This window comes from Nitrospira sp. MA-1, assembly GCA_032139905.1.
In the GTDB taxonomy this organism is placed as follows: Bacteria; Nitrospirota; Nitrospiria; order Nitrospirales; family UBA8639; genus Nitrospira_E.
In genome coordinates, this window is the sequence record JAQJDB010000004.1 from 282,719 (window position 1) to 308,865 (window position 26,147).

At 51.7% G+C, this 26,147-nt stretch carries 30 protein-coding genes; 10 read left to right on the forward strand and 20 right to left on the reverse strand.

Annotated elements, in window-relative coordinates:
- Window positions 1-33: 33 nt before the first annotated feature.
- Genes PJI16_04220 through PJI16_04240 form a run of 5 tightly spaced genes read left to right on the forward strand, consistent with a single transcriptional unit; the run spans window position 34 to window position 3,133 of the window.
- Window positions 34-723 (forward strand): urease accessory protein UreF, encoded by a 690-nt coding sequence (locus PJI16_04220; GenBank protein ID MDT3776764.1) that lies wholly within the window; start codon window positions 34-36, stop codon window positions 721-723.
- A gap of 18 nt (window positions 724-741) precedes the next feature.
- The gene (gene ureG / locus PJI16_04225) at window positions 742-1,380 is read left to right on the forward strand and encodes an urease accessory protein UreG (GenBank protein MDT3776765.1); all 639 of its coding nucleotides are present in this window, start codon (window positions 742-744) and stop codon (window positions 1,378-1,380) included.
- On the forward strand, window positions 1,377-2,285 hold the full coding sequence (locus tag PJI16_04230; protein MDT3776766.1) for an urease accessory protein UreD: 909 nt from the start codon (window positions 1,377-1,379) through the stop codon (window positions 2,283-2,285). The genes ureG and PJI16_04230 overlap by 4 nt, the downstream gene beginning before the upstream one ends.
- A gap of 44 nt (window positions 2,286-2,329) precedes the next feature.
- Complete coding sequence (locus tag PJI16_04235; protein MDT3776767.1) at window positions 2,330-2,719, forward strand: CrcB family protein; 390 nt, start codon at window positions 2,330-2,332, stop codon at window positions 2,717-2,719.
- Window positions 2,720-2,734: 15 nt separating this feature from the next.
- The gene (locus tag PJI16_04240; GenBank protein MDT3776768.1) at window positions 2,735-3,133 is read left to right on the forward strand and encodes a CrcB family protein; all 399 of its coding nucleotides are present in this window, start codon (window positions 2,735-2,737) and stop codon (window positions 3,131-3,133) included.
- Between the two features lie 397 nt (window positions 3,134-3,530).
- On the opposite strand, the gene PJI16_04245 is transcribed toward PJI16_04240, so the two are convergent.
- From PJI16_04245 to PJI16_04310, 14 genes are all read right to left on the reverse strand, one after another.
- On the reverse strand, window positions 3,531-3,656 hold the full coding sequence (locus PJI16_04245) for a hypothetical protein (GenBank protein ID MDT3776769.1): 126 nt from the start codon (window positions 3,654-3,656) through the stop codon (window positions 3,531-3,533).
- Window positions 3,657-4,106: 450 nt separating this feature from the next.
- Complete coding sequence (locus tag PJI16_04250) at window positions 4,107-4,442, reverse strand: hypothetical protein (protein MDT3776770.1); 336 nt, start codon at window positions 4,440-4,442, stop codon at window positions 4,107-4,109.
- 138 nt (window positions 4,443-4,580) lie between these two features.
- Window positions 4,581-4,796: a hypothetical protein gene (locus PJI16_04255; GenBank protein ID MDT3776771.1), complete on the reverse strand. Its 216-nt coding sequence runs from the start codon at window positions 4,794-4,796 to the stop codon at window positions 4,581-4,583.
- Between the two features lie 60 nt (window positions 4,797-4,856).
- On the reverse strand, window positions 4,857-5,096 hold the full coding sequence (locus tag PJI16_04260; GenBank protein MDT3776772.1) for a DUF5132 domain-containing protein: 240 nt from the start codon (window positions 5,094-5,096) through the stop codon (window positions 4,857-4,859).
- Window positions 5,097-5,200: 104 nt separating this feature from the next.
- Window positions 5,201-7,804, reverse strand: coding sequence for a heavy metal translocating P-type ATPase (locus tag PJI16_04265; protein MDT3776773.1), 2,604 nt, complete (start codon window positions 7,802-7,804; stop codon window positions 5,201-5,203).
- 152 nt (window positions 7,805-7,956) lie between these two features.
- The gene (locus tag PJI16_04270; GenBank protein ID MDT3776774.1) at window positions 7,957-8,322 is read right to left on the reverse strand and encodes a hypothetical protein; all 366 of its coding nucleotides are present in this window, start codon (window positions 8,320-8,322) and stop codon (window positions 7,957-7,959) included.
- Window positions 8,323-8,364: 42 nt separating this feature from the next.
- Window positions 8,365-8,667 (reverse strand): hypothetical protein, encoded by a 303-nt coding sequence (locus PJI16_04275; protein MDT3776775.1) that lies wholly within the window; start codon window positions 8,665-8,667, stop codon window positions 8,365-8,367.
- A 19-nt stretch (window positions 8,668-8,686) separates the two neighbouring features.
- Window positions 8,687-8,926, reverse strand: a complete 240-nt coding sequence (locus tag PJI16_04280; protein MDT3776776.1) for a DUF5132 domain-containing protein — start codon at window positions 8,924-8,926, stop codon at window positions 8,687-8,689.
- 189 nt (window positions 8,927-9,115) lie between these two features.
- Window positions 9,116-9,838 (reverse strand): hypothetical protein, encoded by a 723-nt coding sequence (locus PJI16_04285; GenBank protein MDT3776777.1) that lies wholly within the window; start codon window positions 9,836-9,838, stop codon window positions 9,116-9,118.
- A gap of 12 nt (window positions 9,839-9,850) precedes the next feature.
- Window positions 9,851-10,918 (reverse strand): calcium/proton exchanger, encoded by a 1,068-nt coding sequence (gene cax, locus PJI16_04290; protein MDT3776778.1) that lies wholly within the window; start codon window positions 10,916-10,918, stop codon window positions 9,851-9,853.
- A 151-nt stretch (window positions 10,919-11,069) separates the two neighbouring features.
- Window positions 11,070-12,059, reverse strand: coding sequence for a sodium:calcium antiporter (locus tag PJI16_04295; GenBank protein MDT3776779.1), 990 nt, complete (start codon window positions 12,057-12,059; stop codon window positions 11,070-11,072).
- 648 nt (window positions 12,060-12,707) lie between these two features.
- Complete coding sequence (locus tag PJI16_04300; protein MDT3776780.1) at window positions 12,708-13,418, reverse strand: DUF3313 domain-containing protein; 711 nt, start codon at window positions 13,416-13,418, stop codon at window positions 12,708-12,710.
- A gap of 79 nt (window positions 13,419-13,497) precedes the next feature.
- Window positions 13,498-14,367 carry an IS3 family transposase gene (locus tag PJI16_04305; protein MDT3776781.1) on the reverse strand — a complete coding sequence of 290 codons (870 nt, stop codon included), beginning with the start codon at window positions 14,365-14,367 and terminating at the stop codon, window positions 13,498-13,500.
- 8 nt (window positions 14,368-14,375) lie between these two features.
- Window positions 14,376-14,663, reverse strand: coding sequence for a transposase (locus PJI16_04310; GenBank protein ID MDT3776782.1), 288 nt, complete (start codon window positions 14,661-14,663; stop codon window positions 14,376-14,378).
- A 472-nt stretch (window positions 14,664-15,135) separates the two neighbouring features.
- On the opposite strand from PJI16_04310, the gene PJI16_04315 reads away from it, so the two are divergent.
- From PJI16_04315 to PJI16_04335, 5 genes are all read left to right on the forward strand, one after another.
- A complete protein-coding gene (locus PJI16_04315) occupies window positions 15,136-16,488 on the forward strand; it encodes a TolC family protein (protein MDT3776783.1) in 1,353 nt (450 codons plus the stop codon).
- A 12-nt stretch (window positions 16,489-16,500) separates the two neighbouring features.
- Window positions 16,501-17,868 (forward strand): TolC family protein, encoded by a 1,368-nt coding sequence (locus PJI16_04320; GenBank protein ID MDT3776784.1) that lies wholly within the window; start codon window positions 16,501-16,503, stop codon window positions 17,866-17,868.
- Between the two features lie 130 nt (window positions 17,869-17,998).
- Window positions 17,999-18,760, forward strand: coding sequence for a ParA family protein (locus tag PJI16_04325; protein MDT3776785.1), 762 nt, complete (start codon window positions 17,999-18,001; stop codon window positions 18,758-18,760).
- Window positions 18,761-18,810: 50 nt separating this feature from the next.
- Entirely contained in the window at window positions 18,811-19,224 is a 414-nt protein-coding gene (locus PJI16_04330) for a hypothetical protein (protein ID MDT3776786.1), read from the forward strand.
- A gap of 249 nt (window positions 19,225-19,473) precedes the next feature.
- Window positions 19,474-20,436 (forward strand): CorA family divalent cation transporter, encoded by a 963-nt coding sequence (locus PJI16_04335; GenBank protein MDT3776787.1) that lies wholly within the window; start codon window positions 19,474-19,476, stop codon window positions 20,434-20,436.
- Between the two features lie 71 nt (window positions 20,437-20,507).
- Here the strand turns inward: PJI16_04335 and PJI16_04340 are convergent, their stop codons facing one another.
- The 6 genes from PJI16_04340 to PJI16_04365 all read right to left on the reverse strand — a co-directional run bounded on the left by PJI16_04340 (window position 20,508) and on the right by PJI16_04365 (window position 26,079).
- Entirely contained in the window at window positions 20,508-20,843 is a 336-nt protein-coding gene (locus PJI16_04340) for a hypothetical protein (protein ID MDT3776788.1), read from the reverse strand.
- A 13-nt stretch (window positions 20,844-20,856) separates the two neighbouring features.
- On the reverse strand, window positions 20,857-21,294 hold the full coding sequence (locus PJI16_04345; GenBank protein ID MDT3776789.1) for a hypothetical protein: 438 nt from the start codon (window positions 21,292-21,294) through the stop codon (window positions 20,857-20,859).
- 41 nt (window positions 21,295-21,335) lie between these two features.
- On the reverse strand, window positions 21,336-21,956 hold the full coding sequence (locus tag PJI16_04350; protein MDT3776790.1) for a TMEM175 family protein: 621 nt from the start codon (window positions 21,954-21,956) through the stop codon (window positions 21,336-21,338).
- A 1,016-nt stretch (window positions 21,957-22,972) separates the two neighbouring features.
- The gene (locus PJI16_04355) at window positions 22,973-24,010 is read right to left on the reverse strand and encodes an HAD family hydrolase (protein ID MDT3776791.1); all 1,038 of its coding nucleotides are present in this window, start codon (window positions 24,008-24,010) and stop codon (window positions 22,973-22,975) included.
- A gap of 55 nt (window positions 24,011-24,065) precedes the next feature.
- Window positions 24,066-24,446 (reverse strand): hypothetical protein, encoded by a 381-nt coding sequence (locus PJI16_04360; GenBank protein MDT3776792.1) that lies wholly within the window; start codon window positions 24,444-24,446, stop codon window positions 24,066-24,068.
- Between the two features lie 100 nt (window positions 24,447-24,546).
- Entirely contained in the window at window positions 24,547-26,079 is a 1,533-nt protein-coding gene (locus tag PJI16_04365; protein MDT3776793.1) for an arylsulfatase, read from the reverse strand.
- Window positions 26,080-26,147: the final 68 nt, after the last annotated feature.

The window sequence follows — 26,147 nt, forward strand, 5'->3', positions numbered from 1 at the left end:
GACCCCACGCAACCATTCGATAGGAACACGATCATGCTGACCATCTCCGAGCTGATGCGTGTTCTGCAGTTCGGCGATTCGGTGCTGCCGGTCGGGTCATTTACGTTCTCAAATGGATTGGAGTCGGCCGTGGAGCATGGGGTGGTGCACGACCTCGCATCGCTACGACAGTTTGTGCGAATCGCCATCGACCAGGCAGCGACCTCGGACGGCATCGCGGTGCTTGCCGCGTTCCGCGCAGCCTGTGCGGGCGACAATGCCCGGATCGACCAGGCGGACCATGCGGTCTTTAATCGCAAGCTGAACGAGGAGATACGAACGATGACCGTGCGTATGGGCCGCAAGCTGGCGGAGATGGCTGATCGCGTGGTGGGGCCTACTATTGCCAGTGCGTGGCTGTGCCGGATTACGGCTCATGAGACGCCAGGCTGTTACCCGATTGGCCAGGCACTGGTTTTTGCCTCGCTTGGGCTTTCGGAGCAGGACGCCTTCGCGGTGCACCAGTATGGTCTGGCCAGTATGATGCTTGCTGCATCGCTGCGCCTCATGAAGCTGCATTACCTGGATGCCCAGGCTGTCCTCTTCGAGATTAACTCCGAAGCCGGGGTCGCCTACCAACGTATTGCCACCAGCTCACTTGAGGACATGGCAACCTTCGCGCCGGTGATCGACATTCTGGCATCTTCGCATGTGCAGGCCAAGGTACGCATGTTTATGAATTGATGAGTAAGGAGAACACGCATGAAGACAATCACACGGATAGGAATCGGTGGCCCTGTTGGATCCGGCAAAACGGCCATTGTCGAGGCGATCACACCGAAACTGATGGATATGGGAGGGCGTATTCTGATTATCACCAATGACATCGTGACCACCGAAGATGCCAAGCACGTCCAACGCACACTGAAGGGTATCCTGTTAGAGGATCGTATCCTGGGAGTCGAAACCGGATCATGTCCGCATACGGCGGTTCGCGAAGATCCGAGTATGAACATTGCTGCCGTCGAGGATATGGAAGCACGGTTCCCTGAAACCGATGTGGTCCTGATCGAGAGTGGTGGTGACAATCTGACTCTGACCTTCAGCCCTGCCCTGGTCGATTATTTTATCTATGTGATTGACGTCGCCGCCGGGGATAAAATTCCTCGCAAGAATGGACCGGGGATCACGAAGTCGGACATCCTGGTGATCAACAAAACGGACCTGGCCCCATACGTTGGAGCAAGCCTCGACGTCATGGATCATGATTCCCGCCTGATGCGGGGGGACCGACCATTCGTGTTTACCAACTGCAAAACCGGGGAGGGGATTGATCAGCTGGTCGAGCTGATCAAGGAAAATGCACTGTTCGACCTGAATCTCGTGGAACCGAAGGTATGAGGGTGTTAGCCCCGGAACTCGCTCCGTATCAAGACCAGCCGAAGCAATTACCAAGTGGTGCATTGGGCAAGGATGCCCTCTTGCGTCTGCGCTTCGAGGCCCGGCGTGATCGCTCGATCCTGGCATTCTCGGAGCGAAGGGCTCCGCTCCTGGTGCAGAAGGCCCTGTACTGTGATGAGGGCATGCCCGACCTGCCTGTGGTGTTCATCATCACCAACTCCGGTGGTATTCTCCAGGGGGATCGTTACACGATGGAATTTTCGGCCGGGCCCGATGCCTGCGGACATATCACATCCCAAGCGGCCACCAAGATTCATGAAATGGACGCGAATTACGCTGGACAGACGCAGGAGATGACATTGGAGGAGGGCGCGTACCTGGAATATCTCCCTGATATAATCATCCCATTTCGACATTCCCGCTTTCATACCCGCACCCGGATCAGGATTGCCTCAACAGCCACTCTGCTCTACTCGGAGATTTTGATGGGAGGACGTCAGTTTTATGGCGACGGCGAACTATTCCAGTTTGACTTGTTCTCCTCCACGGTTGCGGGAGAGCGATTGGACGGGACGAAGCTGTTCGTTGAAAAATTCCTGATTGAGCCGAGCCGCTTGGAACCGTCCCGGTTGGGCGTCATGGGAGATTTCACCGTTTTTGGAAACGTTATTTTGCTGACCCCTCGCGAGCATGCGGAGGCGATCCAGGCGCGGGTGGCCGCAGCCTGGAGCCGCGAGGAGGGGTGGGCTGCCGGTGTGAGCCGGTTACCCAATGATGCCGGATTGATCTATAAGGTAATCGGTAAGGAGTCGAGTACCGTGCGCGCGAAGGTACGAGAATTCTGGTCATTGGTGCGGCCCCAGGTCACCGGCTTCGCCGTTCCTCCGAAATTTCCTTGGCATTGAAATGGTATCTGCGACCTCTCCTGGCTGAGAGAATGTTTTGACGCATGCGTGGATCGGACCTTATCTTGGCTTCTCTTGGAGGAGGAATCGGTTCGCTTGCGCGTTGGTTGGTTGGAGTCGCCATAGGCAAATGGTACGGTGGGACGTTTCCCCTGGCGACTTTCCTGCTCAATATCTCGGGAGCGTTTCTGATAGCGTTTTTTGCCGTGTTTCTGGACTTTGGCTGGACGGAACGCTTCGGACATCCCTTCAACACCTTCGTCCTGACGGGAGTCCTTGCAGGGTATACGACCTTCAGCGCCCTGGCTCTCGATACGACCAAGCTCATTCACTCCCAAAAGGCCTCCCTCGCCTTGATATATTTGTTCGGGACCATTGTCTTGGCGTTCGTCGCCGCCTTGCTTGGGGCAGCGTTTGCGTCCGGAATGGTATAAGGAATCCCGGTTTTCATGCTTCACCAAATGATCTTGGTATTTTTGGGAGGAGCCATCGGGGCAGCTATGCGGGAAACGATGGTGTTCGCGGGGATGAATTTCCATAACCATTACCCTACGGCCATACTTGTGGCAAATCTGACTGCGGCTTTTTTTATTGGATTCGTCACGGCACTCACCGGAAAAAACGGTCCAATCGAGAGAAAGACTCAATTGTTTTATAACACAGGGATGATGGGTGGGATGTCCACCTTCAGCACGCTCATTTGGGGGACATTGGTGCTCCTGGTGCTGGAGCAACATCAGATTTGGATCGGAATAACCTACCTGGTCGTCAGCATTATGGCTGGAATTGCATTGGTTCAGCTTGGTCTCCGGCTCGGAGCATTACGAAGAGAATCGAGATTGAAATGATTGGCTCTTTATTCCAAATCTCAATCCGAGTCACAACGCAGTTTGCGAAATTGGTATCTTTTCGGTGCGGCTGGATATACCATCTGTGAGTTTACTCCGAAATGGAGCATCCTCCTCCGGGCTCTCTCTTTTCTCTCCGGTTGTATTCGTAACAGGTTCTTGCAATCTGAATAAAAAGAGCCCCATGCCTTTGGCATGGGGCTCTGGGTTTTTGGGATTCTTGAGTGTTGACCCCAAAGGTCTAAACCGCTAAGGCACCTAAGACCGTAAAAGCCGCCAGCACTCCCAGGAATGACGCGAGAATTTCAGACAGAAAGGACATGGCATCACCTCCTTTGAATTCGCATGGTTGAACCGTCCATTGCCTTTTAGGGGCAACAGCATGACCTCTTCCACATTAGATGGAAAAGAAGTATTTGGAAAGAAGCAAAACCGGCGCTCCCGGCAATCCTGGAATGATAAACAGGACCGCACCCACGACCAACGAAAGCCAACCCATAAAATTATAAAATGTCTTTTTCACGTTGACTCCTCCTTTTTGGGGGTGATTGTCGTTCCGACACGCATTCCTCTTCACTTCATACAGTGCTTGAGGCAATTCTCTCTTCTCAAGAATACCAGGCTTTTCCATTTATTAGCGAACCCACACCGGGTGCTCCTTTGATTATTTCTGAATACCCCACAGAGAATGGGCGTGATGTTATTTACCATTGTCCTTCTTGAGAGGGGTATTGCCAATTTATATCCAATGACCTCATGGAAAAGTGAAAAAATGAAGAAGACTATGGATCAGCAAAGTATCTTTCACCAAAAAATTTTATGTTGTGAAAAGGACTAAGGTCCTTTCGGAATTTGGTATGATGATCGAAGGTAGGGCAAATTTGGGGTTGAACAACCCAAATTAGACTATTGTGAAGGTATAAAGCCAGACTGCCATAGTCAACAGTCCTTGGTATTCAAAACGAATTGATTATTATAGGTCCTTTTTTGTGAGCTTGCCTTCCCTGAACTGGATGGTCTTCTCAATAGCCTCGGTGAACGATTCCCCATAGGCGAATATTCGGTAACCGAGATAGCCGGCAATCATAGCTCCTGCTATCTCTCCGACCCCAAAGGTCATTGCCGCAGCCAGTCCCACCCCTCCGGTTAAGGTCCCACCGACATTGGGATGTTCGTGAAATATTTCCCAAATCCCACCTGTGAGCGAGGTAATGGCTCCCTCGAGGCCTCCTAGTGCCTCCTTGCCACTTCCGGCGATTGCGTCACTCAATGATTCAGTCTCTGTTCTGCTAGTTGCCCTTTTTGGCATATCAATTTCCTTTTAGATAAAAAAATTTCACCCTCAATTCACCAAGGAATTCTAACGGAACCATGGCAGGTTGTAAAATCATGTGAAGAATTCCAGGCCGAGAAATCTGGGACATCGACCTATAGGGATGCCATAAAATTATGATGACGATGAATGTGTCAATTCCGCCTGAACCTCACTGACTAGGTCGGAATAGGTGGCTTCCACAATCAACCCTCCCATGACGATTCCTTTTATGACAGGGCGAACGCTTTGCTGAAGACCAGAAATGATATAGGGAGAAAAATACCCCACCGCAGCCGTAGCCGCGAATCCGATTGCACCCCAAACCAAACCTGCAACACCTGTCTCCATTGAACCCTCCTCGTTTTTGAATTTTTTTTGGTGTCCTTTATTATTCCAGCTTGGAACACGCTACCCTTTGCCTTTTGTTTTCTTTTCCTGATTGACTTCAGATTTGGCCTCAGCGACCAGATCTTGAAATTGTTCCCCTGACTCAGAAACATATTCTGATGCCGCTGAATAGGCTGCAATTCCCCCTTTCATGGCTTCCTTGGCCATGGACCGCACCCCCGAAGTAACTGTCGAAATAAGTGATGGGGCTGCTACCGCTGCAATCGCACCAACGACTATACCACCAATGATTGGTAACATGAATTCTTACTCCCTTCTTGAATAAATTTGCGTTGTATCCTGAAGGCTGAACCCGGCCAAGCTGACAAAAACCGGGTACATTCCTCAGGTCTGAATCCCTTGCCTTACGCGGAAAGCTCTATGAGTTCTTTCTCGGAAACCTGCTGACGTTCTTCTGCTGTCTCATTTTCCCAACTATCGCTTTTTATAACCTGTGATTCCAGAACCCGTATGGTCCGTGGCGGTTCGGCAGGCTTCCCCATAATGGGTCGAAGGCCATTCAAGGTGGCAATGATGGCTGAACCATTACTGAGTAGCGTGGCACCGATGGGTCCGAGAATTCCAATACAGGCCAATCCCAGCGCAAAGGTATTCGGGATAGAAATTATTTTCCAGTTCTGATGGATCAAGCTGATGGCTTCGCGGCTAATATCAATGGCTGCGGGAATTTTCCACAGGCCTCCATGTAACAAGGTCACATGGGCCGTATCCTGAGCCACCTGGGTTCCCCCCTCCACGGCAATTCCGACATCGGCAAAGGCAAGGGCCGGTGAGTCGTTAATTCCATCTCCTACGACTGCCACCTTGTATCCCTGTCGCTGAAGGTCCTTCACCACATCCGCTTTATGGCCGGGGAAGACTTCGGCAATATAGCGGTCAATCCCTAAATCCAGGGCCACCCGTTTCGCGACTTTTTCATGGTCCCCTGTGAGCATGACGATTTCTTTAATTCCGCGTTCCTTGAGAGCGTGAATCACGTCAGCCGCCTCCGGCCTGATAGGGTCGGTGTAGGACAACAAGCCTGCGAGTTTCCCGTCCACGGCTACACAGAGGGGAGAAACGGCACGGTCTTCTAATTCGCTGATTTGCTTTTTGATTTTTTTCGAAAGAGAGATGCGTTGTCCGGTCATATACCGGTGATTCCCAACCAGCACGATTCGACCGTCCACTATTGATTCAACACCCAGCCCCAGGGTGTAGTCGGAGGTGGTTCGCTCCGAGATGATCAGCCCACGTTCCTGCGCTGCCCGGACAATCGCTTGGGCCACAGGATGTGTCAGTCGATTCTCCGCAGCCGCTGCCAGGCTCAGGACTTCATCTGCTGAGAATGAGCCAAGTGGGCAAATGTCCACCACGTCGGGGTGTCCCATGGTTAGGGTGCCCGTTTTATCAAAGACCACGGCATCCACCTCAGCCAGATTTTCCATATGGCGCCCGCCTTTAATCAAAATGCCATGGCGGATCGCCTTGGTCATGGAACACAGGACTGTCGTGGGAGCCGCGATTCTGATTCCCGTTCCATAGTCCACAATCAACACCGCGGCTGCGCCGGGAATACCGCCGCCAATCACGGCGCCGACCGCGCCGAGGCCAAAACTATAGGGGACCAGGTCATTGGCCCATTTCACGGCGTAGTTTTGAATTTTGGTCTCTCTGGCGGGAGCGCCCTCCACCAACCGCACAATTCGAGCGGCCTCTGTTTCATCGCCGATTTGCTCAGCCTGAATGTACAGTTCCCCTTCACGGAGGACTGTAGCGGCATAGACCGGATCGCCGGTATTTTTTTCGACCGGCATGGATTCGCCGGTTAAGGTCGCCTGATCCACCAGGGCTTTACCCGATTGGACAGTCCCGTCTATGGAAATCCGTTCCCCGGGAAAGACCACCACGGTTTCTCCGCGTTGAATCTCGCTGACAGGAATCTGAATTGTTTGACCGTCCCGAATGACCCAAGCCCGGGTCTTCTGGTAGGCCAGAACTTCTTCGATCGCCTTTTTGGACTGTAACACCGTCAGGTCACGAATATAGTCCGCCACATTGATTAAAAAGACCATACCGGTCGCCATGGGAAAGGCGCCTTGTATCGACATCAGAGCGGTCGCAGAGGCATCGAGAACATCCACATTGAGTTTCCCCTCAACCGCGACGGAATGGTAGGCCCGTTTGAGCATCGGCAGTGCGGCAGCCAGGAGGAAGGCGGGAACAGCGATAGCAGCTAGGGGTTCAACGAACAGAGCGATGGCAATTCCGGTGCTTGAATACCACAGTTCCGGGCCAGATTCCTCATCGACGGCATTCTCTTCCTGTTCTTGCATGACCTGTTTGGGCTGGTAAGCCTCAATCTCTTCATGCCGAAAGCCCCGGAGAAAGTGACATAACTTTTCTCCATTCCACGTGATCGAGTCAAAGGTCACCGTGACGCTCGAGCAGCTGGAGTTAACACTGACTTCCTGAATGCCTTCCTGGTCCTGTAAAAAGATAGGGAGGGCATCGGCAAGCTGGGCACGAATCTGCAAGGCAGGGACACGAAGACGCACTCGCTCTGGAAGTGAGTGGACGACCTCAATGGAGGCCAGGATGTTGGGCATTGTGGCAGGTAATGTCACAGGTTTTCTGTTGGAAGCTGGCTCCACGCCATTCCCGTTCCTCTCGTCATGCTCTGCTTCCCCTAATGCTGTGTTGAAATTGTCGATGCAAATATCCTTGGGTGAAACTCCAAGGGTTTTCGCGATCATGCGAAAGAACTTCGGATTGGTAGCCTGACATTGGTCATAGTGAAGAATGAGGTGCCCTGTCGCTGGATTTTTCGAAACTTCATCCACCCCGTCCAGTCTGGACAGTTTGAGATCGATCCCCTCTCCGGAGTCAATGTGTTGTTCAAATCCCGACAATTTTAATCGAAGACGGCCGGGGAGAGCATGGACGATGGAAGCCGAGGGGGTGCTCATTATGATAAATCCTTTGCAGAAGAGATGAGAAATAAAAGGGAAACCAATTGAAATCCGGACGCAATTTTTCAGTCGCTTTTCATCTCGTGGGATGAATCAACCGGGTTGGTATACCCACTATTGTTAGATCTAGGATTTGCCTCGTGTTTTCTTTAAAGGCTTCTTTGGTAAAGCCTTTTTGGATGCTTTTGCCTTGTCTGTTCGCGCTGTTTTTGAGGATGTCGTGTGCTTTTCTGAGCGGGAACTTTTCCTGACGGTGTTTTTACATTGGAGAGAGGTAAGCCTAAGAAGGACGCAACAGAAGAATGGAGGCCTAGGACTTCTACAATATTTTGGCCGTATTCAATGAGGAGGCTGCTTGTTTGGGTATTCGCCGCCACATGTTTCATTCCCGACATTTCAAGAAGGTCGCGTTGAATTTCAGCAGCATTCGCAATGTTGTTTTTCAGCCGGTGAAGCTTAAGACGCACCCGACCGGGCAGGGCATGAACAATCTGAGCATCACTCTCCTGATTCATCTCTTTTCATCCTTGGCCTTTTGTCCCTTTTGTCGGTTGGCATCAGCTTTTCCCCGGGCCATACTTCGCTTTCCCGGTTTTACTTCCCCTGGCTTTTTTATTCGTTCCTCCCTGGGTACTGTCAGGGGAGGGTGTTTTGAGAGTTTCCGAGCGTGCCTCTTCCAAAAGTTCATTGAATTGTTTCGTCACCATTGAAGTCTTCTCGGAGACTGTGTCGAAAGCCACAAGGCCGGCTTTGACAAGCTCTTTGACTAATGGGCGAAATGCACCGGAAATTCCGGTGGAACCGTCCTCGGATTGCGGGTTGTCCGTTGAGGCAGAATCTTCTTTATCTGGCTGAGACATGGTCTAACCTATTTCTGCTTCATTTTGAGGATTTGGCTTTTGCTGGTTTAGCAATTTCTGCTTTTGCTTCAGCGACAATGTCATTGAATTGTTCCCCGGTCTCAGCAACCATTTCCGAAACGGCGGCATAGGCCACAATGCCTCCCTTTAAAACTTCCTTAATTAAAGGACGAAATACTCCACCGAAACCGGACAGAAGGGACGGGGCTGCTACTCCTACCACTGCTCCAACAACCGCACCGCCAATTACAGCTTCCATTTGTCAAACCCTCCTTCAAGAAATGGTTATTCACACCTTTTCCACGCAGCGATTACTTCTAAATTAAAATCAAATTTTTTGCAAGGGATTTTTCATGAAATAGGTGAGGTTTTCAGGGAATTACACATTCCATATTCCAAATTCGTCACTAAAGTATTAACACTTAGGTTTTTGCCGGGCGCATTCACTCTACTCCAAAACAATGGTATGTCGATTTCCGTCGCGAACCCAGTAGGTCTCTCCAGGCCAGATATACTCCATGCCCTGGGGCCCATGAATTTGGATGCCCGTGAGAACTGCATAGTCATTCTGCACGGGATCAACGGTTAATTGGATCATTCTTTCAAGTTCCTCAAGAATGACAGCATACGCGGTTTTCGTCAGACTCAGGAGGTCCGGAATGTCACCGTAGGTGAGTTTGCGAAAGAGATGTTGCTTCAGCAGGCTTTGTTCGATGTCATCAAGATCGATTCCCAAAGAGACGCACCGATTGGCCAGTTCAGCTTGGAATCCGTGCAATGCCCCGCAGGCATGGGACGGTTGCAAACGCCCGGGACGATCATGGCGACCAATTTCGCCTTGTGTATCCACGCCGATGTGCGGCAGGGCAAAATACACATAGCGTTCACGCCCATCTTCATTCGGCGCATGGTGTTGCGCGGCTAAAAATCCGGTCTTTCCCAGAAAGAGCATGCCGCCCAGACTGGAAAAAATAAAGGCTTCTCCCCAGGTTTTTTTCACGTCCTCGACGAAGGGCAATGTCAGTTCATCCCGGCACAGGCTGACGAAGGCAATGGTATTTTCAGCCCGGAAGCCTTCAGCCTGCAAGAGATCATAAGAGCGTTTGACAAAATCCTCTTGGGGTATCGCCTTCGGAAAGTGTGTGGAGAGGACTGTGTTAAAGCTTGCCATGGATTTGCCTGGCTACATCGGGAGAAAGAAAAATCCAATGCCCAAAATTACATAGACTCCCAATAACATCACGCCTTCCATCCAGTGGGATTCTCCATCTTTGGTGAGGTTCCCGTTGACGAGAATCGCGATGACAATGGCCGCAATTTCAAATGGCACGAAAAGCAAATCCAAGGGTTTGGGGCCGAGAAGGTAACTGACGAATACCAGCATCGGCGCCACAAACATCACCACCTGAATACTCGCCCCGACGGCAATGCCCATGACCAGATCCATTTGATTATTCCTGGCGAACCGCACCGAGTTCATCAGCTCTGCCGCATTCCCGAATACGGCCAGAAAAATCACACCGGCAAAGATGGGAGTGAGGCCGATGCCTGCGGCGGCGGGTTCAATCGCTCCGGTTAATATTTCGCTCATGAAGGCAATGCCCACTGTCACGGCGGCCAACATTCCAATGGCTTTGTTTTTACTCCATACCTCTTCTTTTTCTTCCTCTTTTTGTGGTGCGCTCCCTTCGATCGGTTCTTCGGCTTCCGTGCGAAATAAATGCTGATGAGTTTTCAGGGTAAACACCAGGCTGAGGAGATAGGCGATGAAGAGCACAACGGCGATTTCGGTACTGAGTTCTGTTTCCTGTTTGGAAGTGAAATGAAACAGAGCAGGGACAATGAGTCCGACACCTGCGAGGGTTAAGAGTCCCGAACTCATCCCGGCCGCCGTCGCATTGAATTTTTGTTGTTTATGGCGAAGACCGCCGAGGAGTATCGCAAGCCCCATGCCGAGCAACAGGTTTCCCAAAATGGATCCCGTGATTGAGGCTTTGACCACATCGTACAGCCCCGCTTTCAAGGCAAAGATCGAAATAATCAATTCCGGGGCATTTCCCATTGTGGCGGCCAGTAATCCTCCCAGGGTGGCCCCGATGTAGACCGACAGGTTTTCCGTCGAGCGCCCCATCAACCCGGCTAAGGGCACAATGGCGAGGCCCGAGACGATGAAGACAAGAATGGGGTTGGCTTCATACCAGTCCAGTCCTATTGCAATGGGGATGAAGACCAGGAGTAAATTAAGTCCCATCGTTGCCCTCTTATTGAAGTGGTTAAGGGAACCCGAAATTTCGGCAGTGTACTAAATACCTACCACACTATTCATTACCTGTCTGTATAAAAGTATTTTCGCGCGCGAGAATTGAAACCTCCTTGAGGGCGGAATGTAATGGATCCCCAACTCACAAAGAGAAAAGAAATCCGAAATAGAGTATGGCGCTTCCGCTCAACAGCCATGGCCGCCAATGTCCAAGCCATTTCAAATGGACATAACATACGCCCATAGCCAAGAGCGCCAGGATCATTGGCGTCAGAGCTTGAGAGTCCAGGTTCCAGTCGGTCCCCACCAGTCCTATGGCCACAGGAATGGTCCCCTGAAACACCATGGCCCCGGTGATAATACTAATCGCGAGGGTATCTTTTCGGTGTTGGAGCCAGAGCACACTATTGGCTAATTCCGGCAACTCCGTGGCCAGTGGGGCAATTAATAAGGTGAGAAGAAGTGGTGAGACCGCTAAGGTCGATGCGAGATTCTCCGCCACGTACACGAAGATTTGAGAGCCTAAAATCAAGGTTGTGACGCCAACCACTCCTTGCAAAAGAATGATCGCGTAGGAAGGGAGTGTGGTCTTTCGTGCAAAAATCAGGGGAACGGGATTGAAATCTCCACCGGACTGACCGGAAAGCTTTTTTACGACATAGAAAACATACAGACCAATTAAAAATACTGCGCCAACCAGGTGCAGCCAGCGATAAGTGAGAAAGGCGCAACCAATTCCCAAACTAAATGCCAGGAGGAAACAACGCAAATCGGTTCGTACCGCTAGGACATTCAGCTTAAAGGTTGGTGGACGTCTGCCGTATCGAGAGAACACCAAAAGCAGGATCGCCAGGATTGGCAAAATCAGCGTACTCTGGGTGAAGGGAGCACCAAGAATCGCGCCCATTCCCACATCTGTTTTGGGAGCACCCGCAGTTAAAAAGAATGCACTAACAGGAATGGCCGTTTCCGGTAGAGTCGTACCCAACGCCGCATAAATGCTACCCACGGCACCTTCTGAAGTGCTGGTCCGTTTCCCCAGCCACTCAACAGCGTTGGTAAATACGGAACAGCCCCAAAGGATGATCAATACCGCGCATAGGAAACCACCCACATAAAAAATAATGTTCATGATTCAACGCGGAAACGATATTCGGATTATGTGTAAGGGGAGAAAACGGTAGGAGTAAAGGTCCGTCCGCGACTATAAATAATTCAAATTTTCAATGACAAAAAAGGGATAATAGATAACAAAAGTGCGTGGGGAGTAGCAAGTGTTTCCAGGACAAAAAAAATTCCATGAATTTTTATGCCTGAAAATCTGAGGCATGAACTCCCAGACAGCATCTCATGAAAGGGGATCATGTTGAGTGTCGAAAATGGAAGACCTTTTACTGTTCTTTCGGGTAAATCGTGATCTCTCTTCTTCGTCATTCCCGACAACCTTTGGTATCTAGGCTTTCCTTTGGATGGGTACCCGCCTGAAACCGCGGGTATGACGGCAACAGGATGAATACCTGCCAATGACTACAGGGCAAGCTCCATCTCCGGAGATATGAGCCAGGGTGTTCTGTCAGTGCTGGTGAAATCTCAATTGTTTCCGACGGTGTCTGACAACTGCATGTGTTTCTTACTCTGGGATCAATGAAGTAGGAAAGTCCGAGCGTTGCACCACCTTATCGACCTGAAGGCACCCTGCACCTAAGACGAACAACGCTAGTTTTTCCGACTCTTCGCAAGGTTCCGCCCAACTTCGACTCGGTCGGTATGCCGGTATCTTCTATGCTTCAGGTATTACACAATTCGATTCACCGCGCAGCATGCACAACCGATAGCGAGAAGCGGCCGCCCAATAGATGTAAGTTTTCTCCACATCATTCCATTCGTTGGTCATTCCGCTGAGATCTTTGGTCCCCCCGCGCCGGTCGACGGCCATCGCGAGAATCTTTCCGGTCTGGGCGTCAGTAATCTTGACCTCCATACCGGCCGTTCCCACAAAGCCCGGCTTGCCGCCCACGACCAGGCCTTTGACGCCGGTCAGGATTCTGGTTTGAGGAATAATCGACGTCACCACATCCGCCCCCGGACTTGAAGCCTCCGCTTCGGTAATGGCAAAGGTTGCACGCATGACGCCAGGTCCGGGTAGGCCCACAATGGCATAGTCTTTGGTCAAGGCCTCATGGAGGTGGCTATAGGCAAAATCGGTCAGCATTTGAAGTTTCTCGGGAGAGACATCTTTCGTTTCTTTGTCTTTCCAGACCTCCACGGAATCAAGAATTATCCTGTCGTAGGAACGCCAGTCTGCATCTGGGTTGATGTAGCGAAGCAGGGCCTCATGGTCACCCTTCCCTTCTGTGAGCATGGATTGTTCACTCGCACTCAGAAAACCGGTTTTGACTACGTCTCGTCGTTGTTGCGTGGCCGCGCATCCCTGTAAAAGGAAAAGAAAGATGACCAACATCAGGGTTGTGCGATGAATATTCATCTTCATGAAAGTATTTCTCCTTTATGTGTAAGGAAAATTAGTACGTTGTACAGTTAAGAAGAACACTACTGGTCTTCCCCCAGTTTCACGGACGGGTTAAAGAAGACTGTGGATCGTGTTGCTCCCTAAAATTCTTCGGGGCCAGTCCCTGAGTAAAGGAGTGGCTCCGCTGATGATTGTAAAACCGCTCAATGTAGTCAAAAATATCGGCGCGGGCCTCTGCCCGGGTTTGGTACTGCCGCCGATGGACTCGCTCTCGTTTGAGGAGGCCAAAGAAACTCTCTGCCACGGCATTGTCATAACAACTTCCCACGCCACTCATACTGCTGACAATCCCATGAGCCTGGAGAAAGGCTTGAAACTCCTGTGAGGTATACTGGGTGCCTCGGTCGGAATGCAGGATGACAGGGGCCGCACTCGTCCGCTGCCACACGGCCATCAGCACGGCTTGGAGGACCAGGTCCCGTCCCAGTTGTGGCTGCATCGACCACCCAATCACTTGCCGAGAGAACAAATCGAGCACCACCGCCAAGTACAGCCAGCCTTCTTGCGTGGGAATATAGGTGATATCCGTCACCCATTTGGCATTCGGACCTGGGGCTGAAAAATCCCGGGCCAACTGATTCGTGATTCCAGCCGGTCGGTCTCCAGATCTCCGCCGTTTCCAACGCGTGGGAGCAGGAATCCCTCGCAACCGCTCCCGTTGCATTAAACGGGCAACACGATGTTTCCCACAGCCCTCGCCTTGCCTGCGTAACACCTGCCAGATCTTCGGGCTCCCATAGACCCCATCACTGTCTGCATGGATGATGCGAATGGCGGCCGTCAGGCGCTGACAGTCTTGAGCCCAGGGACTCGGAGAGCGGCGCTGCCGGGCATAAAACCCACTCGGGGAGACGTGGAGGAGACGACACATCAGACGCAGAGGAAACATGGTGCGACAACGTTGAATCATGGCATCCCTTATCGGGAGGTCTTGGCGAAGAACGCTGCCGCCTCTTTTAAAAAATCCCGCTCGCGAGTGACCAGGGCCAATTCACGTTTGAGGCGAGCCAACTCTTGATCGTGAGGCATCCCAGTGCCTGGAAAAGCTTTCGCCCCTCGCCGTCCGGCCTCCCGACACCACCGCCCCAACATGGCCGCATTAAGGCCTAAAGCCTTCGCCACTTGGGTAATCGCCCCACCGGCCTGTTTGGTCAGTTGAACGGCTTCCTGCTTAAACTCTTGGCTGTACTTTCTCCGTTGCTCCATGACACACCTCCTTGCCTAGTATGAGGCTTTTTAGATGTGTCCGTAAATTCGGGGGAAGACCACTACCTTAGCAATTTCAGGGAAACATCCCAAATAAGTACATTCAGAGAACGTATGGTTCATGTCGTTCAATGTACGTCGCTACCAAGCCTCTGAATGGCCAACGTGTTAATCCGGGAGTCTCTGTCAATAATTACAGCGGACGCAAAAGAAATGTTGGCAGTAAAGAAAGTCCTCTTGGGTCTATGGCATGTGGCAACGGACCGAATATTTGAGCTATGCTGGCGCCATGTATTTCGCCATGTAGCTATGGGGATATTGGGTTGGACCAGAACGACAGCCCGGGTTAGCCTGCCCGTGAAATCTGCCCTCGCATGTATGTCCTGTCGCGCGTCGACGCGCAGGGGGGAAGCGTGGTGCAGGCACGAGAAGGGATCTTTTGCTTGGTGAGTTGTCAGGAGGGAGGAAACGCATGACCAGAGGTTGGGCTACACCCTATCCCTATCCGGTGAGAGATACTCGGGGATGGACATGGTGCGGGGAGACATGGTTTCTCACGATGGTGATGATCATCGCGGGGGTCTTGAGTCTGAATCCAGCGGTGGCTGCAACAGGGGAGGAGAGCTTGAAGAAGCAGAATTCCACGGTGCTGCGTCTGAGTTTGGATGATGCGATTGCCTTGTTTCTCCGTCAAAATCTGGATCTTCTTCAAACCAAATATGGCATTGATACCGCCAAGGCCAAACGAATTACCGCCGGCCTCTTCCCGAATCCCGAACTCTCCATCAATACCCTCAGCGCGTACACCCAGGATTGTAACCTGAGTAAATGCGGAGGAATTATGCCCGTGATCAGTCAACTGTTTCTGGTGGCGGGTAAACGCGGATTCCGTGTTGAAAGTGCGGAGTTCGGGACGCAATCAGCCGAAGCCGGATTCGAAGATACGCTTCGACAACTCAGTTTTGCCGTGAAGGATGCCTATTATCGGGTTCAAGTGGGGCATCGCCTTCTGGAGGATGATGAACAGAGGTCCAGCCGGATCAATGGTGCTATCGAGAAACTAGGTGGTACATTGGCAAAGACACAAAATCCGGAGGATTTAATCCGCCTTCAAATTCGAGCGGTTAAAACACATGCTAATATTATCCGGGATATTCAACAGATTGATTCGGACCGATCCGATCTCCTCCTGCTCTTGGCCCTCTCACCGGAAACGGAATTAGAACTGACGACGGATCTGACGTTCGAGCCGATCGCCCCCGATATTGTGGCTCTGAAGAAGCGCGTCGAGGATGCCAGACCGGATCTTCGCGCCAAGCGTCTGCTCTTGGCCAAGCGCCGTTCAGAATCGAAGCTGGCGATAGCCAACCAGTACCCGGATGTAACGGTGGACCTCGGGTACAATGTCCAGGGACCTCAAGGACCTGACAACCAGCAACAATGGACCATCAATTTGGGCATGCCTATTCCCGTGTTCGACAGAAATCAGGGAGGCATCAAGGAAGCAGCCGCCACAGTGCATATTGCAGAAGCCGACCTGCGCAAGACCGTGAATGAAGTTCATCACCAAATAAACACGGTCTATCGGCATTTAGGGCAAAGCCGTCTGCTGGTCGAGACCTACCGCGCGGGTGCCTTCGAGGCCAGCGAAGCCTTGTTCAATAGGGTGGAGCAGGACTTCCATTCGGGAAAGACGACGATTCTGCATTTGCTCGATGCCTTTCAGGCAAAAATTGATATTGATAAGGCATACATCAACGCACTCTATGAATATCAACGCGATATTCTGCTTCTCGAGAGTGCGGCTGCTCAGCCAGTCAGCTAAAGATCCCGGCCTATGATGTGTTCCCAATCTTCCTTTTGTCCTTTTTCACGCGTTCGCGACCCCGCAAAACCAGTGCCGGTGATTCGGTTCTTCCTGAAGGCATGCATCATCATGGGCTTTCTTGGCTGGCTGGGGTTGGGAAGCGTTGGCAGCGTCATGGCGGGAAAACAGGAAGACAGGCCTGCAGAACAGAAGCCCGCAGTCCAGCGTCTGAGTCTGGATGATGCGATTGTCTTGTTTCTCCGTCAAAATCTGGATCTTCTTCAAACCAAATATGGCATTGATACCGCCAAGGCCAAACGAATTACCGCCGGCCTCTTTCCGAACCCGGAATTTTCTATCAATACCCTGAGTTCCTACACCCAAAATTGCGAACTCTCTGATTGTGGAGCGATTAGCTCCGTCCTGAGCCAACAGTTTGTCGTGGCGGGCAAACGCGGTTTCCGTATTGAAAGTGCGGAGTTCGGCATGCAATCAGCCGAAGCCGGATTTGAGGACTCGCTTCGACAGCTCAGTTTCGCCCTGAAGGATGCGTATTACCGTGTTCAGGTCGCACGTCGTCATTTGGCTTTCGATCAAGAGACTCGTGATCTCCTCTCTCGTGTGGTGGAAAAAATGACGGATGAGTTACAAGGGATGGGCAACTACAAAGACCTTACCCGGCTCAAACTTCAAATGGTGGATGCACAATATGAGTTAATCCGTGATGTTCAGCGAATTGATTCCGACACCGCCGACCTCCTCTTGCTCTTATCCCTCTCCCCCGAAACTAAATTGGACCTCACAACGGACCTCACGTTCCAGTCGATCGCCCCTGATATGAATGCATTGAAAACACGGGTTGAAGAGACACGACCGGACGTTCGGGCCAAGCGTCTTTTGTACGCGAAGCGTCGCGCCGAATTGAAGCTTGCTTTCGCCATTCAATACCCGGATGTGACGGTGGACCTCGGGTTCATGGTCCAGGGATCCAGGGGACCTGACAACCAACAGCAATGGACCTTCAACGTGGGTATGCCCCTTCCCGTGTTCGACCGGAATCAGGGCGGCATACAGGAAGCTGCCACCGTCGTTCAAATCGCCGAGGCCGATTTGCAGCAGACGCTCAATGAGGCGCATGCTCAAGTTGACTTGGCACATCGTCATCTGGTCCAAAGTCGTCGGTTAGTGGAAGCCTACCGGGCCAGGGCGTTGAATGCCGCTCAGTCCCTGTTCGATACCGTGAAGAAATCTTACGAAGCCGGGAATAGCGAAATTCTGTCCTTTCTTGATGCCCATCAGATGAGAAACGATATTCAAGAGGCATACCTTGATGCTCTCTACCAGTATCAACGTGATATCCTTCTCCTCGAAAGTGCGGCCGGACAAACCATTAGCTGAGTAGGATGGAGTGACCAATCTCAGTTCTCCTTGACTTTTTAGCCGGCTTTGCTGAAACTCGTCCATGTCTTTTTTATGTTCCACTGACCGTTTCCTGATCCAATAACAGGGGCATTTCCTTTCTCAAGCTATGGGTCGCGTCATTGCCATCACCAACCAAAAGGGCGGGAGCGGGAAGACGACAACCGCCGTGAATCTTGCCGCGACGCTTGGCGAACTCAAGCGTCGAGTTCTGCTGGTGGACCTCGATCCCCAGGCCTCAGCCTCCAACTGGTATGGGATTGCCGAAGAGGGAAAGGGGCTCTATGAGGCCTTTACGGAATCCAAAAATCTCAAGGATCTCATTCAATCGACCTGTGTGCCTCGGGTTGACATGATCCCTTCTTCATCCTGGCTGGTGGGGGTCGATAAGGCGTTGGCCGGGGAAGTCGGAGCAGAGATGATTCTCAATCGTCATCTCGCTGACCTGTCTGATCACTGGGATTATATTCTTCTTGATTGTTCTCCCACGCTTGGCATTGTGACCATCAATGCGTTGGTAGCCGCCAAAGAAATTCTCATTCCCGTAGAGACACATGTGATGGCCTTGCGTGGATTGGCTCATCTGCTTCAAACGGTGGAGACGATTCGTGTCAGGTTAAACTCGGCTTTAGCAATTTCCGGGATTCTAGCCTGTCGGGTCGATGCTCGCACGCGGCATGCATTAGAAGTGGTGGCCCAACTCCGTGAGCGTTTTAAAAAGCAAGTGTTTAAAGTGGTCGTCAGAGAAAGTATTCGGTTGGCGGAATGTCCATCATTCGGGAAACCCGTGACATTGTATGATCCACAGGGGAATGGCGCAAAAGACTATCGGGCTTTGGCAAAAGAGGTAATCAGGCAGGAACGGGTGTGACTGATTGGGAAGTATTCAAGGTACCCTTTTTTTTTTAGGAGAGGTCGCGTATGACGAAACGACGTACAATTGGAACAAATCCACTGGATGAGATCATTCCGAATCCATTGGGAGCTGCGATACCTGGTCAACAGGAAGGTCCGGACCAATTCGCGCTTCAGGAATCGCGAAAACAAGGAATTGCAGGCAAAACCGCCGGTCAGCATTCTGTGCCCGATCGCGTGCAACATGACAAAAAAGAGGTGAGATTCCTTCATCTGGTTTCAAAGGATGAGGGTCTAAAAGGGAATTTCAAGAGCTCCCAAGCGGTTCCTGCAGCAGCACCTCAAGTAAGAATTGAGATGCATCCGGCGACCGGTCATTTATCTGAACGCCTTGTTGAACTCGAAGAGGAAAACCTTTGTCTGAAGTGGGCATTGGGATTGATTCTCGCGCCCTTTGTCCTTTTAGCCTTTTTGGGCTAGATCCGATTCAGTCAGATGACACCTCTATGCCGGGTAAAAGGGGCGGGTGCCTTTTCTGGTTTTCCTCAAGAAGAATCTTGCCGGACCTTTTTGAAATTCCCCTGAGAAACCTGCTTAAGGTCATGGGCAGTTTAGTCACACACACATCCCCCATTTTTATGCGTTCTGCTTTAAACAGGATCAACTTCACCGTGATCTTGGACTTCCAAGGTCTTTGATAAGATTCATCAGCATCGGAAGGTGCTCCTCATGAAAATCCATTGCTTCCGACTCCAAGAAAAGGGTTTGCTTCAACTCACCGAGGAAAGACCTACGGCATCATGGCTTGAGGATGGAATCGTCCGTTTATTGGATGTGGATTACCCAGATGTTACCAAAGATCTGCGTGAACTCCTTTCCCCCCTGAATCTGGAAGGCGCTCTGCTGGACAAGATCGAATCCCAAGCCGACGGTGTCTGTGTTGAAACATTCTTGAACGCCTTGTTTCTTCGATACCCACGCCCGGCCATTCATGACTTTAAGGATCTCTATATTTCGATGATCTGTGTGCGAGAAACCCTCATTATTCTCCACAATGGAATGCCCTTGTCCCTGGAACAAATTTTCGCGAGGATCGACCGGTTCGGAGGGATCGGAACCACTGCCATCACGGACCTTCTTCTCCATATCCTGTTATTGGTCATTAATCGTGATATCGAATTGTATCAGCAAACTCGACAATTGATCGGGGAATTGTCAAATAACTTTGATCAGTGTCTTAACACCGAAGTACTCAATGATATTCAGAATCTGACCAATCAGGTTAGCCGTCTCCAATCAACGACTGAAGATCGTCTCATTTTCTTGGGAGGCTTACTCACGTTGAAATCCCCTCTATTGGAATTGCATGACGTGCGATTGTATTTTAAAGAGGCCATGAACGAATTAATGCAAATGCAGCGTTGGTTGGAACGTCTGGAGGGAAGGCTACAGGGTTTATCTCAATACTACAATTTGTCGCTGCAGAATAGCACCAACAATCGTCTTCAAGTCCTGACAGTCATTTCGGCCATTTTTATGCCACTCACCCTTATTGCCGGTATTTACGGCATGAACTTCACAAATATGCCCGAACTTCAGATGCACTACGGCTACTTTATCATTCTCGGTTTCATGGTTTTGCTGGGTGGGGGATTGGGAATATTTTTTTATGTACGGGGCTGGTTTCATTAAAGGCCCCTTTCCATTGGCGTGACATTCTTGAAAGAGTGGTTGGGAGGCCTTTTCATTCCCAATGGTCAACCCTATTTGTCAGGGGATCGCTCATCTCCCGGTTCCGTGGCCTCACTGGCCTTGGTTTGCGGGCTGTCATCAAGAATCGATTCAAACTCATCCCAGGAAATGGCACCGTCCTTGTCCTTGTCGAGTACCTTCAGGACGCCTTCCATCCATAGTTTTCGGGTCAGGAAGTTTCCGACCTTGGCATCGGCTAAGAGTTGCTCCAAGGCGGATGAGCCGATCTTGAAATCCTCTCCATCGATTTCATCGTAGTGGTCGAAGCCTTTACGAAAGTCACCGTCAAACCGTTCATTGACCAGTTGACGAATTTTGATTTTCAACTCTTCCTCTTCGGCTCCCACTGGTATCTCCTTTCTATCGTTTGCAGGGCTTGGCATCCGCATCGGCTTGGTGCGGGACCTTTCGAAAATCGAACATAAAACCATCTGAGCTTTTCAGTTGGAGTTGATGACCAATGAAGGCATACCGGAGGATGACTGTTTCACCTTCCGGCTCAGTCAAAAGGAGGGTGTGGTCTTGGACACGATAGGTTCCGAAGTGGCAAACCTCTTGAGGGGCAAGCCACACAAACCCACCGGCCTGGTCAAAGATAAGGGTGATAGGTTTGTGCCGGTCGTCGCCCAGAGTCTCAGTAAAGAAGGGCGACGGATGTGTCATTTCTGCACTCACCCACGACCCTGTCAATACCAGGTCCTGGGAGGCACAGGCAAAAAGGCCGACCCCCCACCATATGGTTAATATGACCCAGAATCGGCTCAGTGATAGCTGTCCCTGTTGATTGGAATTCATCATCTTTTTCTCTGACCGGATGCGTGTTCTTGTTCTAAGTCCGATTACTTCTGTGAGAAAAGACGTGTCCAGAGCGGGGCGAGGAACCAGAAGGCAATCGCTCCATTGACGCTGTTGAAAGAGATGAGGATAGAACCTATCGCGAAAAGTGGTGCGGGGTACATGGCCCACAAGTTCGGGTTCGTCCAGAGCTTGGGAGCACCCTCCAGATGCCAATCGCGTTTGGCGGCCACATACTGGTGGAGGATAAGTAAGGAAAAACTGGCCAGACCAAGAGTTGAGGAGAAAATGATGACCGCAACGGCATCTTCTTCGTAATGTCCGAGCAACGAGGCCGCGTACGGGATGAGGGATACAAACATCAGATGAACAAAGTTTAACCAGAATGTCTTTTCATCGCATTTCCCAATGTGCTTGAGAATCCAAAAATTCCGCATCCACAGAAACGCCGCCATATAAAAACTGAGTATCCAGGCAGCAAAGTTTGGGATCTGCTCCTGCAGATCGGAAAGAAGCTGTCCTGTGGTCAGTCCAGGAGTTTCCGGCACCTTCAGATCCAGCACCAGAAGCGTGATCACAATTGCGTACACACCGTCAGTGAGGGCATTGAGCCGTTCCAGTGAGGTGAGATGGCCTAAAAAAATCCCTCTGCTCCAATTCCTCATATGCGTGTGGTGTCCATGAAAATGAGTAGACTCTCAGACCTTTTTGATCTTGAGCATCCAAGAGTGTGAGTGACGTATTGTATGACGTTGAAGGGGCTGCCCGGCTGACGGAACCGATGAAAAATTCTAACGCAACTTGGAAAATATTACCTCAAAGAAGACGACGAGTGCCACTCCGATCGTCCCCCGATTGTACGGATATTCCCCAAAACCATCGGTGCAGGCAAAGAGGAGGATCAAGAGAAACACATTAAGAGGGAATAGCGTGAGAAGTTCAAGCCTGAAGGCATGCCGCGATAAAGGCTGGTCAGGGGGTCGACAGGAAACATAAGACCAAAAAGGCCTGGACCGCGTTCAATCCCCCTTTACCGAAATGGTCAATTCCTTTCTCAGGTGAAGTGTCCAGGCTTAGAGTGTTTGGGTTTGTGATCGCTTTTCCCATCAATGTGCTGTTCGCTTGGCTCATGGAAATGAAACTGCCGTAGCTCATACTTTTGACCATTGAACAGAAACATACTGCCTGGCATATAGTTCACCTGGACGGTATGGCGGTTGTTGACCACATGGACAGGCGATGACTGATAATGGAACAACAAGGATGACGGAACTTCGGGCCCCTGAGAAGTTTAGACCTGGATAGGGGATTGTTCACGACCTATTTCGCATACAGGTATCCTATATCCCCCAATGCTCTGGACCATCGATGCCCAGGTAATCCCAATGGGCCTGATGTGCAGGGTTTTTCGCGGAAGCCGGGATGTCTTCAGCTCTGGATATTCCGGACGGACCACCTATCAACACCAACCCTCCTAGCAAATAGACACAAGGTCCCCTCATCAGGAAAAAGAAAGAGATGGTCACCCGATTTTCCCGAAACTTTTCAGGTCTTTTCATGTGAGTGGCTTGAGACCTCAATGAACGACAGTTTTCCCGTGAACGAGAGGAGCTGCCTGACCCGACTGCCTGATCACCGTAAACGATTGGATCCTCCCTCCGGTGTATCGACAATAGGAAATTCATCTACCCGAGGATTCGGACGTCGACCCATCGGGGTTATGCATGTGAAGCGGATAGACGGTCTTCCAATCCTGTTTCATGTCCACCACCGTCCACCTTTTGCTTTTTGCTTCGTCAAGTGCCTTATCAAGATGGCCGATGGATGACTTGCGGTCATAGGCCCATTCACGTTCAGGGTCGGTGTGGTGGATGAGAGCCATGAAGCGCGCTCCGCTCCCGCTCGCCGTCCACTGGAGCATTTGAAGATCGCCGTCCGAGTTGCCGAAGGCAAGAATGGGTTTCCGTCCGATGTGTGTTTGAATGCCGACAGGTTTACCGTCCTTGTCGTCAATGAAATCGATTTCAGGAAGTTTGACGAGCATCGGATGCCCGTCACGTACCGCATACTTCAGCTTGCCGCTGCTGCCGACGACCTGTTCGGGTGGGATTCCATACACCTGCTCCGTCCACGGCCGCATGAATTCAATTCCGCCGCCCGAAACAATGAACGTCTTGAAACCATTCGTCCGAAGATACGCCAGCAACTCCAACATGGGCTGATACACCATTTCACTGATCAAACGTCCAGTCTGCGGGTGCTTCGCGGTCGAAATCCAGTCTTTCACGGTTGCCTCGAACTCATTCGTCGTCATCCCCGCGTGGGTGGCCATGACGATTTTGAGGATTGCGTGTTCACCGCCAGCCAGAGCGCCCTTTACATCCCCTTTGAGCAGAGAGGCGAACGGCTCCGTGGTTTTCCATTCGGGATGTTGTGGCGCGAGTGCTTTGACGCGGTCAAGTGCAAAGAGTAATTGGAAGTACATGGGCTGTTCCGCCCAAAGAGTGCCATCGTTGTCAAATACCGCAATGCGAGCAGCTTCAGGGACAAAGTCGGGACCTGGCGTGGTGACACGTTTGACGAAATCCACGACCGCCTGTTTGTTCATGCCGTCGTTCCAGGATGGGAGATCCTCTGCGGCATAGAGCAGGGTTGGGGAAATCATCGCGATGCAAAAGAACGCGGCGGCAACGAAAGTATGGGTATGGTTGGTTTTCATCCGGGGTTCCTTTCCGTGATTGAAATGGTGTTTGGACGTGTTCTATTGATCAGGTTCATGGGCGTGATTGAAGGCACACGATGCACCATATGGCCAGCACAGTGTGAAGCAGACCTGCAGGCCAAAGACCACTTTTAGAAAGCCCCAAGCCCATGCCCGCATACACAAGGACTGCAACGACGGCGATGTTGTAGACCAACATCGCCGACACCAACCCTATTGCCGCGTCGCTCTGTCCGTCATCGCGCGCAAACCAGCAGGCGACACCAAGGGAAAAGATCGCGGCTCCTGCAATGCGAGCCACGATGAGACCGCCATAAGTATCGAGCGGAGCACCAACCAGAATCGCAGCCGGTGTCGATGCGGCGAGGACCAGCGCCAAACCAGTCCCTGCCTCAAGGATAGCTGTCATGATAAACAGAGATCTGAGTTGCACCGGAAGTGTTTCCAATGAGTGTACAATGGGTTCGCCCGCATCCACCGGAGAGGCGGATGCGGACTGAACCCTGGACTACAACATCTCAGTCGGCTCGGCATCACTGATGAGAGCCCCCCGTCACGGCTTCCATCACGTGGTCAAGATTGAAGCTGCCGGGCTTCTGGCGTGGTGGAAATTCGCGGAAACTCTGGAGCCACTTCCCGACGTAACCCGCTGCCGGTGCGAACATGAACATGTGCTCGGCAAACCAGCGATCGTAGTCCATGCCGATTTCATGGGCATGCTCGAAAGGATCCATGCGCAGATTGGTGAGCATCGGGGCGCGCAGCTTTACGAAGGGCTCCTGCCAGACACGTAGTCCGTCAGCGTCCTGCCGCAGGAAGGTCGCTTTCCAGTTCCCATAACGCAGCGCAGCGACGTTGCCGTCGTCGGTCCAGTAGATGAATTCCTTGCGGGGCCACTGGCCCTCGCCCTTAAGTGCGGACAGGAGGTTGTAGCCGTCGAGGTGCACCTTGTAGGTCATACCGTCGACTTTTCTGCCCTTCAGTAGATCTTCCTTGACCGTGGTGTCGCCTGCAGCGGCGAGCAATGTCGGGAGCATATCTTCATGCGCAGCGATGGCATTGATGACCGTGCCGGGTTTGATGACACCCGGCCACTTGATTGCGGTCGGCACGCGGTAGCCACCCTCCCATTGCGTGTTCTTCTCCCCGCGGAACATCGTCGTTCCACCGTCCGGCCAGGAGAAGGATTCCGAACCATTATCGGTGGAATACATAACAATGGTGTTCTCTTCGAGGCCCAGTTCCCTGAGCTTGGCAAGCACCTCGCCCACGTGGCCGTCATGCTCGACCATGCCGTCGGCATAAGTTCCCAGGCCGGTCTTTCCAGCAGACTCCTTCTTCAAGTGCGTGAAGATGTGCATGCGGGTGGAGTTCCACCAAAGGAAGAACGGCTTGTCCGCTTTCTTGGCGCGCTCCATGAAGTCCAGTGCCTTAACGTTCACCTCTTCGTCGATCGTCTCCATGCGCTTCTTGGTCAGGGGGCCGGTATCCGTGATGCGCCCATCGGCATAGCTGTGAATGACCCCGCGTGGACCGAACCGCTTCTTGAATTCCGGATTTTTCGGATAGTCGGGATGCTCCGGCTCTTCCTCCGCATTCAGATGATACAGGTTACCGAAAAACTCGTCGAAGCCGTGGTTCGTCGGCAGCATGTCATCGCGGTCGCCGAGATGGTTCTTGCCGAACTGGCCGGTCATATAGCCCTGGGCCTTGAGCAACGTGGCGATCGTCGGGTCTTCCTTTTTCATCCCCTCGGGAGCGCCAGGCAGGCCGACCTTCGTGAGGCCGGTGCGCATGGGCGACTGCCCGGTAATGAAGGCCGCCCGTCCGGCTGTGCAGCTTTGTTGGCCATACCAATCCGTAAACAGTGCGCCTTCCTTTGCGATTTGGTCGATGTTCGGGGTCTTGTAGCCCATCATGCCCATGTTATAGGCGCTGATGTTGAACCCGCCAATGTCATCCCCCCAGATGACCAGGATGTTGGGCTTTTTTTCTTCTGCCTGTGCTGTCAGTCCGCCGAATGCCAGTCCGACGGCCAATGTAAGGCTGGTGAGAAAGACTTTCATGTTTTCAATTTTCCTTCTGTTGCCGATGTTACAATTGCACGTTCCTTTTTACTCTGGATGATCTTGCA

Coding starts and splice junctions, on each gene's coding strand:
- PJI16_04280 (MDT3776776.1), bottom strand. CDS start 8,926: ATGGAAGCTGTAATTGGCGGTGCGGTTGTTGGAGCAGTGGTAGGAGTA.
- PJI16_04220 (MDT3776764.1), top strand. CDS start 34: ATGCTGACCATCTCCGAGCTGATGCGTGTTCTGCAGTTCGGCGATTCG.
- PJI16_04305 (MDT3776781.1), bottom strand. CDS start 14,367: ATGATTCAACGTTGTCGCACCATGTTTCCTCTGCGTCTGATGTGTCGT.
- PJI16_04310 (MDT3776782.1), bottom strand. CDS start 14,663: ATGGAGCAACGGAGAAAGTACAGCCAAGAGTTTAAGCAGGAAGCCGTT.
- PJI16_04355 (MDT3776791.1), bottom strand. CDS start 24,010: ATGAAAACCAACCATACCCATACTTTCGTTGCCGCCGCGTTCTTTTGC.
- PJI16_04350 (MDT3776790.1), bottom strand. CDS start 21,956: ATGAGGAATTGGAGCAGAGGGATTTTTTTAGGCCATCTCACCTCACTG.
- PJI16_04345 (MDT3776789.1), bottom strand. CDS start 21,294: ATGATGAATTCCAATCAACAGGGACAGCTATCACTGAGCCGATTCTGG.
- PJI16_04270 (MDT3776774.1), bottom strand. CDS start 8,322: ATGAATCAGGAGAGTGATGCTCAGATTGTTCATGCCCTGCCCGGTCGG.
- PJI16_04315 (MDT3776783.1), top strand. CDS start 15,136: ATGACCAGAGGTTGGGCTACACCCTATCCCTATCCGGTGAGAGATACT.
- PJI16_04325 (MDT3776785.1), top strand. CDS start 17,999: ATGGGTCGCGTCATTGCCATCACCAACCAAAAGGGCGGGAGCGGGAAG.
- PJI16_04300 (MDT3776780.1), bottom strand. CDS start 13,418: ATGAAGATGAATATTCATCGCACAACCCTGATGTTGGTCATCTTTCTT.
- PJI16_04230 (MDT3776766.1), top strand. CDS start 1,377: ATGAGGGTGTTAGCCCCGGAACTCGCTCCGTATCAAGACCAGCCGAAG.
- PJI16_04365 (MDT3776793.1), bottom strand. CDS start 26,079: ATGAAAGTCTTTCTCACCAGCCTTACATTGGCCGTCGGACTGGCATTC.
- PJI16_04250 (MDT3776770.1), bottom strand. CDS start 4,442: ATGCCAAAAAGGGCAACTAGCAGAACAGAGACTGAATCATTGAGTGAC.
- PJI16_04320 (MDT3776784.1), top strand. CDS start 16,501: ATGATGTGTTCCCAATCTTCCTTTTGTCCTTTTTCACGCGTTCGCGAC.
- PJI16_04240 (MDT3776768.1), top strand. CDS start 2,735: ATGCTTCACCAAATGATCTTGGTATTTTTGGGAGGAGCCATCGGGGCA.
- PJI16_04285 (MDT3776777.1), bottom strand. CDS start 9,838: ATGGCAAGCTTTAACACAGTCCTCTCCACACACTTTCCGAAGGCGATA.
- ureG (MDT3776765.1), top strand. CDS start 742: ATGAAGACAATCACACGGATAGGAATCGGTGGCCCTGTTGGATCCGGC.
- PJI16_04335 (MDT3776787.1), top strand. CDS start 19,474: ATGAAAATCCATTGCTTCCGACTCCAAGAAAAGGGTTTGCTTCAACTC.
- PJI16_04235 (MDT3776767.1), top strand. CDS start 2,330: ATGCGTGGATCGGACCTTATCTTGGCTTCTCTTGGAGGAGGAATCGGT.
- PJI16_04330 (MDT3776786.1), top strand. CDS start 18,811: ATGACGAAACGACGTACAATTGGAACAAATCCACTGGATGAGATCATT.
- PJI16_04255 (MDT3776771.1), bottom strand. CDS start 4,796: ATGGAGACAGGTGTTGCAGGTTTGGTTTGGGGTGCAATCGGATTCGCG.
- PJI16_04295 (MDT3776779.1), bottom strand. CDS start 12,059: ATGAACATTATTTTTTATGTGGGTGGTTTCCTATGCGCGGTATTGATC.
- cax (MDT3776778.1), bottom strand. CDS start 10,918: ATGGGACTTAATTTACTCCTGGTCTTCATCCCCATTGCAATAGGACTG.
- PJI16_04260 (MDT3776772.1), bottom strand. CDS start 5,096: ATGTTACCAATCATTGGTGGTATAGTCGTTGGTGCGATTGCAGCGGTA.
- PJI16_04265 (MDT3776773.1), bottom strand. CDS start 7,804: ATGAGCACCCCCTCGGCTTCCATCGTCCATGCTCTCCCCGGCCGTCTT.
- PJI16_04275 (MDT3776775.1), bottom strand. CDS start 8,667: ATGTCTCAGCCAGATAAAGAAGATTCTGCCTCAACGGACAACCCGCAA.